Origin of the sequence: Bradyrhizobium sp. 4 (genome assembly GCF_023100905.1) — a bacterium.
Classification (GTDB): Bacteria; Pseudomonadota; Alphaproteobacteria; order Rhizobiales; family Xanthobacteraceae; genus Bradyrhizobium.
Map to the genome: position 1 here is coordinate 2,303,439 of NZ_CP064686.1, position 14,676 is coordinate 2,318,114.

At 63.1% G+C, this 14,676-nt stretch carries 13 protein-coding genes; 9 read left to right on the top strand and 4 right to left on the bottom strand.

What is annotated here, in order from left to right; translation table 11 throughout:
- Window positions 1-217 precede the first annotated feature (217 nt).
- From IVB45_RS10580 to IVB45_RS10590, 3 genes are all read left to right on the top strand, one after another.
- The gene (locus IVB45_RS10580; protein ID WP_247360043.1) at window positions 218-1,216 is read left to right on the top strand and encodes a TRAP transporter substrate-binding protein; all 999 of its coding nucleotides are present in this window, start codon (window positions 218-220) and stop codon (window positions 1,214-1,216) included.
- A gap of 84 nt (window positions 1,217-1,300) precedes the next feature.
- A complete protein-coding gene (locus IVB45_RS10585) occupies window positions 1,301-1,816 on the top strand; it encodes a TRAP transporter small permease (RefSeq protein WP_247360042.1) in 516 nt (171 codons plus the stop codon).
- Entirely contained in the window at window positions 1,813-3,132 is a 1,320-nt protein-coding gene (locus tag IVB45_RS10590) for a TRAP transporter large permease (protein WP_106942696.1), read from the top strand. The genes IVB45_RS10585 and IVB45_RS10590 overlap by 4 nt, the downstream gene beginning before the upstream one ends.
- 49 nt (window positions 3,133-3,181) lie before the next feature.
- On the opposite strand, the gene IVB45_RS10595 is transcribed toward IVB45_RS10590, so the two are convergent.
- On the bottom strand, window positions 3,182-4,456 hold the full coding sequence (locus IVB45_RS10595) for a serine hydrolase domain-containing protein (protein WP_247360041.1): 1,275 nt from the start codon (window positions 4,454-4,456) through the stop codon (window positions 3,182-3,184).
- Window positions 4,457-4,627: 171 nt separating this feature from the next.
- On the opposite strand from IVB45_RS10595, the gene IVB45_RS10600 reads away from it, so the two are divergent.
- Entirely contained in the window at window positions 4,628-5,545 is a 918-nt protein-coding gene (locus IVB45_RS10600; protein WP_247360040.1) for an intradiol ring-cleavage dioxygenase, read from the top strand.
- Between the two features lie 31 nt (window positions 5,546-5,576).
- Here IVB45_RS10600 and IVB45_RS10605 read toward each other — a convergent pair whose 3' ends face one another.
- On the bottom strand, window positions 5,577-6,470 hold the full coding sequence (locus IVB45_RS10605; RefSeq protein ID WP_247360039.1) for a LysR family transcriptional regulator: 894 nt from the start codon (window positions 6,468-6,470) through the stop codon (window positions 5,577-5,579).
- 102 nt (window positions 6,471-6,572) lie between these two features.
- Here IVB45_RS10605 and IVB45_RS10610 point away from each other — a divergent pair, with 102 nt between their 5' ends.
- Together IVB45_RS10610 and IVB45_RS10615 are read left to right on the top strand one after the other, a co-directional pair.
- Complete coding sequence (locus IVB45_RS10610) at window positions 6,573-7,442, top strand: NmrA/HSCARG family protein (protein WP_027568833.1); 870 nt, start codon at window positions 6,573-6,575, stop codon at window positions 7,440-7,442.
- Between the two features lie 42 nt (window positions 7,443-7,484).
- The gene (locus IVB45_RS10615; protein WP_247360038.1) at window positions 7,485-8,159 is read left to right on the top strand and encodes an SDR family oxidoreductase; all 675 of its coding nucleotides are present in this window, start codon (window positions 7,485-7,487) and stop codon (window positions 8,157-8,159) included.
- A 24-nt stretch (window positions 8,160-8,183) separates the two neighbouring features.
- Here the strand turns inward: IVB45_RS10615 and IVB45_RS10620 are convergent, their stop codons facing one another.
- Window positions 8,184-9,920, bottom strand: coding sequence for a bifunctional protein-serine/threonine kinase/phosphatase (locus IVB45_RS10620; RefSeq protein ID WP_247360172.1), 1,737 nt, complete (start codon window positions 9,918-9,920; stop codon window positions 8,184-8,186).
- Window positions 9,921-9,975: 55 nt separating this feature from the next.
- On the bottom strand, window positions 9,976-10,815 hold the full coding sequence (locus tag IVB45_RS10625; protein ID WP_247288508.1) for a formate/nitrite transporter family protein: 840 nt from the start codon (window positions 10,813-10,815) through the stop codon (window positions 9,976-9,978).
- Between the two features lie 668 nt (window positions 10,816-11,483).
- Here IVB45_RS10625 and IVB45_RS10630 point away from each other — a divergent pair.
- The 3 genes from IVB45_RS10630 to IVB45_RS10640 are packed head-to-tail and all read left to right on the top strand — an operon-like array spanning window position 11,484 to window position 14,566.
- Window positions 11,484-12,803 carry a CmpA/NrtA family ABC transporter substrate-binding protein gene (locus tag IVB45_RS10630; protein WP_247360037.1) on the top strand — a complete coding sequence of 440 codons (1,320 nt, stop codon included), beginning with the start codon at window positions 11,484-11,486 and terminating at the stop codon, window positions 12,801-12,803.
- A 60-nt stretch (window positions 12,804-12,863) separates the two neighbouring features.
- Complete coding sequence (ntrB, locus tag IVB45_RS10635) at window positions 12,864-13,760, top strand: nitrate ABC transporter permease (RefSeq protein WP_007593954.1); 897 nt, start codon at window positions 12,864-12,866, stop codon at window positions 13,758-13,760.
- An 11-nt stretch (window positions 13,761-13,771) separates the two neighbouring features.
- Window positions 13,772-14,566: an ABC transporter ATP-binding protein gene (locus tag IVB45_RS10640; protein WP_027568839.1), complete on the top strand. Its 795-nt coding sequence runs from the start codon at window positions 13,772-13,774 to the stop codon at window positions 14,564-14,566.
- The last annotated feature ends 110 nt before the right edge of the window (window positions 14,567-14,676 follow it).

Below are 14,676 nucleotides of genomic sequence, written 5' to 3' on the forward strand. Positions count from 1 at the left end.
AGAGGCCGTCCCCTCGGCCTGCCACGTATCGGCAGGAGCGCAAGTTGCAGTGCAGCAGTTCACGAAAGGGGTGGCCCTGCGACGAAGAGGACCTCCCGCGCACGCGAAATGACTTTCGTCCCGCCGACGTTTTCCATACGCTTCCTCTCGCAAGCCGCATACCGGCTGCGCTCACGGCCCGGCGACAGGGCCGGAGCATCAAAAGGGAGGGGAGACGATGAAGCGAAGGTCATTTCTCGCGGGGCTCGGCGCGACCACTGCGGCGGCTGCGATTGGCATGCCGTCGATCATCCGGGCGCAGTCGCCGATCACGCTGAACGGCGCGGTCCAGTTCAACGACGACCACGCCTTCAACCGGGCCCTGCTCCGGTTCGAAGAGCTGGTGAAAAAGTACTACGGCAAGCCCGTCAACTTCACGCTGCACAGGAATTCCTCGCTCGGCCTCGAAAAGCAGTATTTCGAGTACATGTCGCAGGGCAAAGCCGTCGATTACGGCATCGTCTCGCCGGCTCACATGTCGACCTTCGCCAAGGCGGCCCCGTTCATCGACGCGCCCTTCGTGTTCAAGGGCATCGAGCACATGAACAAGGTCGTCGAAGCCAATATCCTGGCGCCGATCGCCGACGAAGTCGCGGCCAAGGCCGAGGTCGTTCTGATCGGCTATTCCGGCGGTGGCATCCGCAACATTTTCGCCAACAAGCCGCTCAGGACTCTCGCCGACCTCAAGAGCCTCAAGGTGCGCGTACAGGGCGCGCCGATCTGGTCGAAGACCTTCGCGGCCGTGGGCATGAGCCCGGCGGTGATCGCCTATAACGAGATCTACAATGCGATCCAGAACGGCGTGATATCGGCCGGCGAGAACGAGGCGGCCGGCGTCGAGGCGATGAAGTTCTACGAAGTGGCCCCGCATCTCAACCTGACCCAGCACGCCGTGTCGATCCGGCCGATCTGCTTCTCCGTGAAGACGCTGAAGACCCTGCCGAAGGAGTTGCAGGACGCGATCATGAAGGCGGGCAAGGAGGCCGGCGACTATGGCCGACAACTGGAATCGAGCGAGGAGGTCGTCAAGCTCGACACGCTGGAGAAGGCCGGCAAGCTCAAGCGCGTTCCCTTCGAGGAGCGGGACGCCATGAAGAAGCTCGCCGACCCCGTGATGGCCACCTACGCCAAGGAAATCGGCGCGGAAGGCATTTTCGAGAAGATCAACGTCGTCTGAGAACTGTCGCCGCCCACGCGACAGGACGTCGGGGCAAGCCGGACGGCTTGCCCCATTGCGTGATTGTGATCCCCCGGAGTCGTAATGACCGAAATATCGATGCCACCGAAGCCGTCGCTATGGCGCCGAGCAACGGCGGCCTATGCAAAACTGCTGGAAATCCTGCTCGCCGCCTCTGTCGGCCTTCTGGTCATTCCCGTCACGTTGCAGATCATCTCGCGCTACACGCCCTTGATTCCGTCCTACATCTGGACCGAGGAAATGGCACGGTTCATGTTCATCTGGACGATCATGATCGGCGCCATGATCGGCATCAGAGAGTCGCAGCATTTTGAAGTCGACGTCTGGCCTGACCTGTCACGCCGAAGCGAAGCCCTGGTGCGGATTCTCGCGCGGCTCGGCGTACTGGCGTTGGCGGTGGTGTTCGTATCCGCCGGCATCGAGTTCACCCGCTTTGCCTGGAACAGGACGTCGGAGCTGGCCGATCTGCCGCTTTGGCTGATCCACGTCGCCTGGCCGGTTGCCGGCGTGACCTGGATCGTGTTCGCCGGTGAACAGATTGTCGACGAGATGCGGATTCTGGTTGGGGCAAATCAATGAGCGGCAATGTTCTTTCTGCCGGACAGGCCGCGATGGTCCTGTTCGGGACTTTCGTTGGCCTGCTCATCATACGCGTGCCGGTCGCCTTCGCGCTTGGCCTTGCCTGCGTGCCGATCCTGCTGATCGAGCCGCATCTGTCGCTGATGACGCTCGCGCAGGAAACCTTCAACGCCTACAATTCTTTCATCCTGCTGGCGGTGCCGTTCTTCCTGCTCACCGCCAATTTGATGAGCATCGGCGGCATCACCGACCGGCTGGTGGCGCTGTCGCGCTCGATGGTCGGACACTGGCCAGGGTCGCTGGCGCAGATCAACGTCGTGCTGTCGGTGTTCTTTGCCGGCATCTCCGGCTCCTCCACCGCGGACGCGGCGAGCCAGTCCAAGATCTTCATCGATGCCCAGACCAAGGAGGGTTACGACCTCTCGTTCTCCATCGCGATCACCGCGGTCTCGGCCGTGCTCGCGGTCATCATCCCGCCCTCGATCCTGATGATCGTGTGGGGTGGACTGATCTCGACCTCGATCGCCGCGATGTATCTCGCGGGCATCGTGCCGGGATTGCTGATCGCCGGCGCGCAGATGGCGACAGTGCATATCTATGCCGTGCGACGAGGTTACCCGACCTATCCGAAGGACACCTGGAGGGAGATGTGCTGCGCCATCTGGCGCTCGATACCGGCGCTGCTGACGCCGTTCATCATCGTCGGCGGCATCCTGCTGGGGTGGTTCACCGCAACCGAGTCCGCCTGCGTCGCGGTGCTTTATTCCGTGGCGCTATCGACATTCTTTTACCGTGAAACCGGCGCGCGCGAACTCTACAGGGCTTTGCTCGACACCGGCCGTCTCGCGGGCGTCGCGCTGTTCTGCGTGGGCACCGCCAGCGCGTTCGGCTGGCTGCTGGCTTATTACAGGATCCCGCAGGAGCTGCTGGCCAACGTCTCGACCTGGGGCATGGGCGCGATCGGGGCCGGCTTCTTCATCGCGTTCTGCTTTCTGGTGGTGGGCTGCTTCCTCGACGCCATTCCGGCGATCATCATCGTCGGCACCGTTCTCGAACCGCTGGCGAAATCGGTGGATCTTCATCCGGTGCAGTTTGCGATCATCTCGATCGTCTCGCTCGCCTTCGGATTGGTGACGCCGCCTTATGGCTTGTGCTTGATGATCGCCTGTTCGATCGCAGGGGTGCGGCTGCGCTATGCGCTGAAGGACACGGTGATCATGCTGATCCCCATGCTGCTCGTGCTGGCGGCGCTCATCATTTGGCCCAGCGTTTCCTTGTTCCTGCCGCGCTTGATCGTGCCGGAGATGTTGAAATGAGCGAAGCTTGATCCCGCGGATCTGATGCCGCGGGATCGGTGCATTTTTCTCAGAGATTGCTCTCGGTGATCGCAGCGTAGACCATGCTGCGCAGCTCGCGACGGAGCGGGTAGGCGCTCGACGGCAGCACCTGCGTCATGAAGATGGTGATCAGCTCTTCGGCCGGGTCGATCCAGAACGACGTCGTGGCCGCGCCGCCCCAATTGTATTCACCGGGGCTGCCGGCGACCAGCGTCTCGGCCGGGCGCATGGTCACGGCGAAGCCGAAGCCGAAGCCGATGCCGTTGTAGGCGGCTTCTGCAAACAGCGAGCGCGACACTTCCGGCAGGAAACGCCCGCCTGGAATGTGGTTGGTCGTCATCAGCGCCAGCGTCTTCGGCCCGATCAGCCTGACGCCGCCGAGCTCGCCGCCATTGAGCAGCGCACGGCAGAAGGTGAGATAGTCGGCCGTCGTCGAGCACAGCCCGCCGCCACCCGAGATCAAGGACGGCGGCGACAGGAACGAGCTCTTGGTTGGATCATCCTGCAGGGTCAGGCCCTCGCGGCGCTGGCCGGCATGGAAGGTCATGCCGCCACCCGGGTCGGCCGAGTAACAGGCAGCGAACCGGTGGGCCTTGGAAGCCGGCACGTGGAAATCAGTGTCGGTCATGCCGAGTGGATCGAGAATGCGTTGTTTCAGGAACTGCTCGAAGTGTATGCCGGAGATCTTGCCAACGAGGTAGCCGAGCACGTCGGTCGAAACCGAGTAATTCCAGGCCTCGCCCGGTGAGAACTCCAGCGGGATTTTTGCAAGGCTCTCGATCATGGTCTGGAGCGTGCCGGATTTCTCGACCTCGCCGAGCTTTTCAGCGCGGTAGGCGGCATCGACGTTCGAGCGCTGCTGGAAGCCGTAGGTGAGGCCGGAGGTGTGGCGCAGGAGGTCGACGATCAGCATCGGCCGCGACGGCGGACGGGTCAGGAAGGAAGGCGCGGTGCCGGCGACGAACACGCCGAGATCCTTCCATTCCGGAATGTACTTGGCGACCGGCTCATCGATCGCGACGAGGCCTTGCTCTACCAGCATCATGAAGGCGACGCTGGTGAGCGGCTTGGTCATGGAATAGATGCGGTAGATGGTGTCGTCCTTGACGGGCAGCTTGCGTTCGACGTCGGCAAAACCCTGCACCGAGCTGTGGGCGATCTTGCCACGGCGATAGACCAGGAGATGCGTGCCCGGGAAGCGACCGGCATCGATGTACCTGCTCTTCAGATGCGCATCGACACGGTCGAGCGCGGCCTTGGACATGCCCACGGATTCGGGCGAGGCGGGGGTGGGGGCGAGCATCAGTTCCTCCGAGCAGTTTTGTCCGGCGTTGATAGCCGAAAAGGCGGTCTCATTCCAAGCCGGTCGCGCTTAACGCCGGCCGGCTGTTTGGTGTAAGCTTCACTTTGGAACGCCTCCAAGCAGCCCAAAAGATCCCCAACGGGCCAATGAGAAAACGCAGGCAAACGCACCATGACCCAGTTCAACGAGACCGAACTCACCGAAGCCGTCGTCCGGAGCTTTGACCAGACGCCTGACCCGCGCGCGAAATTCCTGCTCCAGGAATTGGTGAAGTCGCTGCACGATTACGTGAGCAAGACCGGCCTCACCTTCGCGGAATGGGAATACGCCATCGATTTCCTGACCCGCACCGGCCAGAAATGCACGGACACCCGGCAGGAATTCATCCTCCTGTCCGACGTGCTCGGCGTCTCCATGCTGGTCGACGCGGTCAACCATCGCGAGCGCGAGGGCGCCACCCAGACCACCGTGCTCGGGCCGTTCTATGTCGGCGAGCACAAGGTGACGGCGCACGGCACCGACATCTCTCCGAACAATCAAACCGGCGAACGGATGTTCGTGCAGAGCCGTGTCACCGATCTCAAGGGCAAGCCGCTCGCGAATGTCCCCGTCGACGTCTGGCACGCTGACGATGACGGCTTCTACGACTCGCAGAAGCCAAACTATGACGAGGTCGGCGCCTCGGCGCGGGCGCGCTTCATCACCGATAGCGATGGCCGCTTCTTCTTCCGCACCATCCTGCCGTGCAGCTATCCGATCCCGACCGACGGCCCGGTCGGCGAGATGATCGTGCAGACCAACCGCCACCCGATGCGCCCGGCGCATGTGCACTTCCTGGTCAATGCCAAGGGGTACGAGCCGCTGATCACCCATGTTTTCATGGACGGCGACAAATACCTGGATTCCGACGTGGTGTTCGGCGTGAAGGACGACCTGGTCGCCAAGGTCGAGCCGCGCAACGATGCGGCGATGCCCGACGGCACTAAGGCGAACGGGCAGTGGCACCTGATGAGCTACGAATTCCACCTCAAGCCGGGCGGCGGCATGGCGCCGAAACCGCTGGGGACGAAGGCGGAGGAGCACGCCTGACAGTCAGGCGCGAGCAGCGCGCGCCGCCCTCTCATCTCCCGATAAAGGCCGCCAGTTCGTCGGGCGTCCCCATCGGAAAGGCTTCTTTCATGAAGTCGAGGAAGGCGGAGACGCGCGCGCTCAACAGCCGGCGTGAGAGATAGAGCGTCCACAACGCGATCTCTGGTCCGTCGATGTCGCCCCAATGCACCAGCGTGCCGGCAGCCAGGTCGTGACCGACCAGTGATACCGGAAGGCGTGCGGCGCCGACGCCCGCCCGGACCGCATCGCGGACCATGACGAGCGATGACAGGCGAAGGACCGGATCAATCGCGATGCGCGATTGTCCACTTGGCACCGTGACTTCCCAGCTGGTCAGCTGGTCGCCCGGTCCGCGCATGACAGCCGGCACAGAGACACCGTCCCGCGGTCGTTTCAGGTCCGGGCTCGCCACCACCACCAGCCGATCGCGCAGAAAGATTCGTCCGACAAGGCTGTCATCCGGATCGGGATTGACCCGAATGACGAGGTCATACCCTTCCTCCACCATGTCGACGGAGCGATCTTCCGTCGTGACCTCGAGACGGACCTCCGGGTATCTGAGCGCGAACCCGGCCGCGAGGTTTCCCATCGCAGTCTGCGAGAACAGCATAGGCGCGCTGATCCGCAAGCGCCCCCGCGGCCTGTCCCCACCCGACGCGATCGCTGTCGCCGTCTCGTCGAGCTCGGTGAGCAAGGCTCCCGTCCGCTCGTAAAGGGCGCGTCCTTCCTGCGTGAGTTTCAGGGTGCGCGCTCCCCGTTCGAACAGGCGCAGGTCGAGCGCGGCTTCCAGCTCCGCGACCCGCCGGGACAGGGTGGCTTTCGGGCGGCCGGCGGCCCGTGCGGCCCGTCCGAACCCGCCGTGTCGGGCAACGAGATTGAAATCGGCGAGTGCGAGCAGGTCCATTGTTCCACCAGTGAGACAGTCTGTCCAGATATAGCGGCTATCTGTTCTTTTGTGGATCACTAATTTCCCGGATGTCTTCTGACCCAACCCGGAGTGATCCCCATGACCATCCTCGTTACCGGTGCAACCGGCACCATCGGCCGCCATGTCGTCGAACAGCTCGTCAAGCGCGGTGCCGATGTCCGTGCTCTCGCCCGCGAACCTGCCAAGGCAAACCTCCCGGCAGGCGTCACAGTCGTGCAGGGCGACCTGCTCGACGTCGACTCGATCCGTAGCGCATTCAAGGGCGTCTCGACCCTGTTCCTGCTCAACGCAGTGGTGCCGGATGAATTCACGCAGGCACTGATCGCGCTCAACGTGGCCCGCGAGGCGGGCGTCGAGCGGGTCGTCTACCTCTCGGTGATCCACAGCGATCGCTACGTGAACGTCCCGCACTTTGCCGGCAAGTTCGGCGTTGAGCGGATGATCGAGCAGATGGGCTTCAACGCCACCATCCTGCGCCCGGCGTACTTCATGAACAACGACGTCACGATCAAGGACGTGGTGACCGGATACGGCATCTACCCGATGCCGATCGGGAGCAAGGGGCTCGCCATGATCGATGCACGCGACATCGGGGAGATCGCGGCCATCGAGCTGATCCGTCGTGAGCGCGCCGCAACCCCGCTTCCGCTCACGCGCATCAATCTCGTCGGTCCAGATGCGCTGACCGGCGCGAAAGCCGCCGCCGTCTGGTCGGAGGTGCTGGGCCGCACGATCGCCTATCCCGGTGACGATACCGCCGGCTTCGAGAAGAACCTCAGGCAGTTCATGCCGAGCTGGATGGCTTTCGACATGCGGTTGATGAGCGAGCGTTTCCTCACCGAGGGAATGGTCCCCGAGTCCGGCGACGTCGAGCGGTTGACCGCGCTGTTGGGCCGTCCGCTGCGCTCCTATCGCGACTTCGTCTCCGAGATCACGGCCACTGCCTGACGGCATGGGCACGTCCCCATCACGACAACAAGGACTCCTATCATGACCTCTTCAATCGCCACTGTTCCGGTGAATCCGGAAGGCGCAACGAAGATATTGGTGCTTGGAGCGACCGGTGCCACCGGTCGCCTGATCGTCAACCAGGCGGTGGCGCGAGGCTACGACGTCACCGTGCTGGTGCGGTCCGCCGACAAGGCAAGTGACATCAGAGGGGCGAAGCTCATCGTCGGAGATGCCCGCGATGAAGCAGCCCTGCGCGAAGCCCTCAAAGGCCGTGACGCCGTGGTCAGCGCGCTGGGTACACCGGTAAGCCCGTTCCGCGAGGTGACGCTTCTCTCGACCGCGACGCGCGCGCTCGTGAGCGCGATGAAGGCCGAGCAGGTCTCTCGGCTGGTTTGCATCACGGGGATGGGCGCCGGCGACAGTGCCGGGCACGGCGGCTTTATCGCCGACAATGTGATCTTTCCGCTTCTCCTGAAGAAGGTGTACGCCGACAAGAACCGACAGGAAGCGATCGTCAGCGATAGCGGGCTGGACTGGGTCCTGGTTCGCCCCTCGATCCTGAACAACAAGCCCGGCCGCGGCTCGGTCCGGGCCCTGACGGATCTTTCGGGCTTCCATGGCGGCAGCATTGCGCGCGAAGACGTTGCGACATTCGTGCTGGATCAAGTGCGCGCCGATACCTGGCTGCATCGGTCTCCGCTGATCACGTGGTGATACTTTGCATGGCGACACCCCTGATCAGCGCGCGTGCAACATCGCAAGCAGGACCACGACGACGCAGGCGAGCGCCGCCGTGGTCAATTTCCAGAACATCAGCGGGCTGCGCTCCAAGAGCGGCGTGATCCGCGTGTCGAGATAGGCCGGATTGGGTGTGCGAAGCTCGAAGACGAATTCGGACAGATCCTCGTGCCGCTTGTAGGGGTCCGGATAGAGCGCACGTCTGAGCGCGCCGTCGACCCAGGCAGGCACGTTGCTGTCGTCGTCGGCCGGGCGGTATTTGAGCCTCCGCACGTCCGCCTTGCGCCGGATCCTGGCGATTTGGGTGCCATAGGGAAGCTTTCCCGTCAGCATCTGGTAACAGATCACGGCGAGTGAAAACATATCGGAGCGCGGCGAGCCGCCCTGCCCAAGAAAATATTCCGGCGCCGTGTACTGGACCGTTCCCAGAATTTCGTCTGCCTCGTCCTGTGGCGCGGCCTCCGCGACGCCTGCCACCTTCACCGATCCGAAGTCGATGATCTTCGCGGTGCCGGTCTTGTCGATCAGGATGTTGTCGGGCCTGAGGTCCTGATGCAGCATTTCCATGCGGTGGAAGGCGCGCAATCCTGCGGCGATTTGCTCGACCAGTCCGCGGACGGTTTCGAGATCGGGGCGTGGATTGTCCGTCATCCATTGCCGCAAGGTCTGACCTTCGACGAATTCAGTCGCGACGTAGAGGTAGCTGCGCCGTTTCGACTGCGACAACGGCTTCAGCACGTGCGGGCTATCGATCCGGCGCGCGATCCATTCCTCCATCAGGAAGCGCTTGAGGTATGCGGCATTGTCGCGCAGATCGATCGACGGGAGCTTCAGCGCGACCGGCTCCTCGGTCACCGCGTCGACGGCAAGGTAGATATGGCTGCGGCTGCTGGCGTGGATTTCGCGGACGATCCTGTAGCCGTCGAAGATCGCCCGCGGCTCCGGCAGCGGGGGAAGCGGCAGCTGGGAGGTCTGGTTGAAGATGCCGGCCGGCTCGCGCTGCGGCACCGCATCGACGCGGAGGATCTGGACCGTGATGTTGTCGTCGCTGCCGCGCCGATAGGCTTCCTCGACGATCGCCTTCGCCGCTCCGTCGAGCTCGGCTGCATGGTCGCTGAGCGCGCTGGTGACGAAACGCGCGTCGACGAATTCATAGGCGCCGTCGGTCGCCAGCAGGAACGTGTCGCCAGTCTCGATCTCGAAACTCTGATAGTCGATCTCGAGCTGCGGATTGATGCCGAGCGCACGGCCGAGATAGGTCTGTTCCGAGGACACGATGATCCGGTGATCGTCGGTCAGCTGCTCGAGCGCCTTGCCCGCTACGCGGTAGACGCGACAGTCGCCGACGTGGAAGATGTGCGCGGTGGTCGCCTTGATGACCATGGCGCTCAGCGTGCAGACATAACCCTTGTCGCGGTCATAGGCATATTGGCTCTTGCGCGTCTGCGCGTGGAGCCAGGAATTGGTCGCGTCCAGCACGCGGCGGGCGGAGGTCTTCACCGTCCAGGATTCCGACGTGCAGTAATAGTCCATCAGGAAGCTCTTGACCGCCGACTCGCTGGCGATCTGGCTCACCGTGCTGCTGGAGATGCCGTCGGCGAGGACGGCCGCAATACCCTTCAGGCTGAGCATCGGCTCGTCCGGAACGAGGACGCCGTGAAAATCCTGATTGATGGGCTTGCGACCCTTGTCGGAATGCTGGCCGACCGAGATCTGAAGTCCGCGGGTCATCGTCATCACCGGCAAAGGGGAGCCTCACCCTGATCGGGCGAGGCTCTCCTGTCGAGACGTATCAGGCCGCGACGCGGGGCGAGGTGGCCTTGCCGGCCTGGCGCTTCGGCTTGGTCATGACGTGCGTGGTGTAGAGGGTCATGCCGGTGAAGGCGAGGCCACCGACGAGGTTGCCGAGCACGGTCGGGATCTCGTTCCAGATCAGATAGTCCATGATCGAGAACTTCGCGTGCAGCATCAGGCCGGAGGGGAACAGGAACATGTTCACGACGGAATGCTCGAATACCATGTAGAAGAACACCAGGATCGGCATCCACATCGCGATGACCTTGCCGGGGACGGAGGTCGAGATCATGGCGCCGACCACGCCGGTCGAGACCATCCAGTTGCAGAGCATCCCGCGCAGGAACAGCGTCGCCATGCCGGCCGCGCCATGCGCGGCGTAGCCCAGCGTTCGGCCTTCGCCGATGTTACCGATGGCGGCGCCGACCTTGTCGGGATCCTGCGTGAAGCCGAAGGTCGTGACGAAGGCCATCATGAAGGCCACGGTGAAGGCGCCAGCGAAATTGCCAACGAAGACGAGGCCCCAGTTACGCAGCACGCCGCCGAAGGTGACGCCAGGGCGCTTGTCGATCAGGGCGAGCGGGGAGAGCACGAACACGCCGGTCAGGAGGTCGAAGCCCAGCAGATACAGCATGACGAAGCCGACCGGGAACAGCAGCGCGCCGACCAGCGGCTGCCCCGTGTTCACGTTGATCGTGACGGCGAACCATGCCGCGAGCGCCAGGATGGCGCCGGCCATGTAGGCCCGGATGATAGTATCCCGGGTGGACATGAAGACTTTGGACTCGCCCGCATCCACCATCTTGGTGACGAATTCCGAAGGCGCGAGATACGACATCGATGGTTCCTTTTGCTTCGTAAGAGAGATCGAGACGCCCTGAGTGCGCCGCTGAAAGTTATTGGCCGTGCGGGGTGTCTGCCGCGCGTGGGCCGGGGAGGTTTGGAAGCCTTGGGATTGCGTCACGACGACCGAGTCGAGGAGGGCCGCGAAGCAGTTGAGCTCCCGGGATGCAGCCGCCAGCGCCTGCATCAATGCGGCAAGCCGCAGTCTTCGTTGACGTAAATGGAGAAGCAAGTTGCGTGCCGTGTACAAGGCTCCTAAAAAGAAAGTAATATCAATTAGATAGATCTTGGACTGCATCGGCTTTTGCGCTTGATGCGGCCTTTTGCTTGAGCTGTTGCACAACTGTTGTGCGCCGCACAATTATTGGGCAAGCCGCAAATTTCGCGAGCGGAACGGGCCTGCGACAGACTGGCGCGTCCCCAATAACACACTGATATCGGGTTGCTTTCTGCGTTGTGACGCTTGGCACGAAGCTTGAATAGTTCCAGGCCGACGCCATTGAAGCCGTCCCGCGAGACTTCTCATCCGAATTGCCGACGCCACCAGACGGGGGTCTCCCCGTCGCGCGTTCGCATGCGCTGCTTCAGGCGTCGCCGGACGGACGGGCTGCTCGTGTGCACTGACGCAATCATTCTGCAACGACGCAAAGGACGATACCGCCTATGACCAAGCGCACCCGCCGGCCGTCGGACACTGGCCTCAGCCGCCGTCAATTGTTGAAGGCCGCCGGCTCGACCGCCGCCCTCTTGGCCGCTGTAAAACTGAATTTCCCCGCCGGCGCCTTCGCGCAGGACGCAGGCCCCGAGGTCAAGGGCGCCAAGCTCGGCTTCATCGCGCTGAGCGATGCCGGCCCCTTGTTCGTCGCCAAGGACAAGGGCCTGTTCGCCAAATACGGCATGCCGGACACCGACGTGCAGAAGCAGGCCTCCTGGGGCACCACGCGGGACAATCTCGTGCTCGGCTCAGAAGGCAACGGCATCGACGGTGCGCACATCCTGACCCCGATGCCGTACCTGATCTCGGCGGGCAAGGTGACGCAGAACAACCAGCCGACGCCGATGTACATCCTGGCGCGGCTCAATCTCGATAGCCAGTGCATCTCCGTCGCCAACGAATATGCCGACCTGAAGCTCGGCGTCGACGCCACGCCCTTCAAGGCGGCGCTCGAGAAGAAGAAGGCCTCGGGCAAGGCCGTGAAGGCCGCGATGACCTTCCCCGGCGGCACCCATGACCTCTGGATCCGCTACTGGCTTGCTGCCGGCGGCATCGATCCGGACAAGGACATCGAGACCATCGTGGTGCCGCCGGCGCAGATGGTGGCCAACATGAAGGTCGGCACGATGGACTGCTTCTGCGTCGGCGAGCCCTGGAACCTGCAGCTGATCCACCAGAACATCGGCTACACCGCGATCACGACCGGCGAGCTCTGGAACAAGCACCCGGAAAAATCCTTCGGCATGCGCGCCGCCTTCGTCGACAAATATCCGAAGGCCGCGAAGGCGCTGCTGATGGCGGTGATGGAAGCGCAGCAGTGGTCGGACAAGGCCGAGAACAAGGCCGAGCTCGCCGCCATCATGGGCAAGCGGCAGTGGATGAACTGCCCGGTCGAAGACGTGCTCGACCGCACCGCCGGCAAGTTCGACTACGGCCTTCCCGGCAAGGTGGTCGAGAATTCGCCGCACATCATGAAGTACTGGCGCGACTTCGCCTCTTATCCTTTCCAGAGCCACGACCTCTGGTTCCTCACCGAGGACATTCGCTGGGGCAAGTACGAGGCGAATTTCGACACCAAGGCGCTGATCGCCAAGGTCAACCGCGAAGATATGTGGCGCGACGCGGCCAAGACGCTCGGCATCGCAAGCGCGGAGATCCCGACCTCCACCTCGCGCGGCAAGGAGACCTTCTTCGACGGCAAGGTGTTCGATCCGGAAAATCCGGCTGCCTATCTGAAGTCGCTCGCGATCAAGCGCGTCGAAGTCTGATGGAGCCAGCGGCCGCCTCCGGGCGGCCGCATCGCCTTTTGCAGCCGGAGAGATATTGCCATGAACATGCCCGCCACGAAGATCGAGGTTGAGACCGCGAAGCCCGCGAGCGCTGCCGCGCCGGTCGTCGCGATGACACCGAAGCGGCCACCGCGTTCGGAGACTTACGCGCGGATGGCGCGGGAGACCGCCGTGCGCGTGATCCCGCCGCTGGTCGTGATCGCGCTCTTGCTTCTGGTGTGGGAGTTGGTCTGCCGCCGCGCCGGCTCGGCACTGCCGCCGCCGTCGAAGGTGTTCAAGGACACGAAGGAGCTGATCCTCGATCCGTTCTTCGATCATGGCGGCATCGACAAGGGGCTGTTCTGGCACCTGTCCGCCAGCCTCCAGCGCGTTGCCTTCGGCTATTCGCTCTCGGCGATTGCCGGCATCGCGCTCGGCGTGCTGGTCGGGCAGTCGGTCTGGGCGATGCGTGGGCTCGATCCGCTGTTCCAGGTCTTGCGCACGATTCCGCCGCTCGCCTGGCTGCCGCTGTCGCTCGCCGCGTTCCGCGACGGCCAGCCCTCGGCGATCTTCGTCATCTTCATCACCTCGATCTGGCCGATCATCATCAACACCGCGGTGGGCATCCGCAACATCCCGCAGGATTATCGCAACGTCGCCGCGGTGGTGCAGCTCAACCCGCTCGAATTCTTCGCCAAGATCATGATTCCGGCCGCCGCGCCCTACATCTTCACGGGGCTTCGCATCGGCATCGGTCTGTCCTGGCTCGCCATCGTAGCGGCCGAGATGCTGATCGGCGGCGTCGGCATCGGCTTCTTCATCTGGGACGCCTGGAATTCCTCGCATATCAGCGAGATCATCCTGGCACTGTTCTATGTCGGCATCATCGGCTTCGTGCTCGACCGCCTGATCGCGGGCGCCGGCAAGATCGTCACCCGCGGCACCGCGCTGAACTAAGGGACAAGCACATGACCGCTTATTTGAAGCTCGATCACATCGACAAGATTTTTACCCGCGGCGCAGCCTCCACGGAGGTGCTGAAGGATATCAATCTCACTATCGAGAAGGGCGAATACGTCTCGATCATCGGCCATTCCGGTTGCGGCAAGTCGACCCTGCTCAACATCATCGCAGGCCTGACCAACGCCACCACCGGCGGCGTGCTGCTCGAGAACCGCGAGGTGAACTCGCCGGGACCCGACCGTGCGGTGGTGTTCCAGAACCACAGCCTGTTGCCGTGGCTGACCGTGTATGAGAACGTCAGGCTCGGCGTCGACAAGGTCTTCGCCAAGACCAAGAAGCGCGCCGAACGCGACGCCTGGGTCATGCACAATCTCAACCTCGTGCAGATGGCTCATGCCAAGGACAAGCGTCCCTCGGAGATCTCCGGCGGCATGAAGCAGCGCGTCGGCATTGCCCGCGCGCTTGCCATGGAGCCGAAAGTGTTGCTGCTCGACGAGCCTTTCGGCGCGCTCGACGCACTGACCCGCGCGCATTTGCAGGATTCGGTGATGGCGCTGCATCAGAAGCTCGGCAACACCATCTTGATGATCACCCACGACGTCGACGAGGCGGTGCTGCTGTCCGATCGCATCGTCATGATGACGAACGGGCCGAGCGCGCGCATCGGCGAGGTGCTGGAGGTGCCGCTGGCGCGCCCGCGCAAGCGGCTCGAGCTCGCGACCAACGCCACTTACCTGAAGTGCCGGCAGCGCGTGCTCGAATTCCTCTATGAGCGTCATCGTTTCGTCGAAGCCGCGTAAACGCGCAGGTGCTCACGCAACGCCTATTTTTGAATCATCAAGCTCAATCCTTGTGCGCCGCACAGGGATTGAGCGAATCGCAAAATTTGCGTGCGAAATAGTCTTGCAAA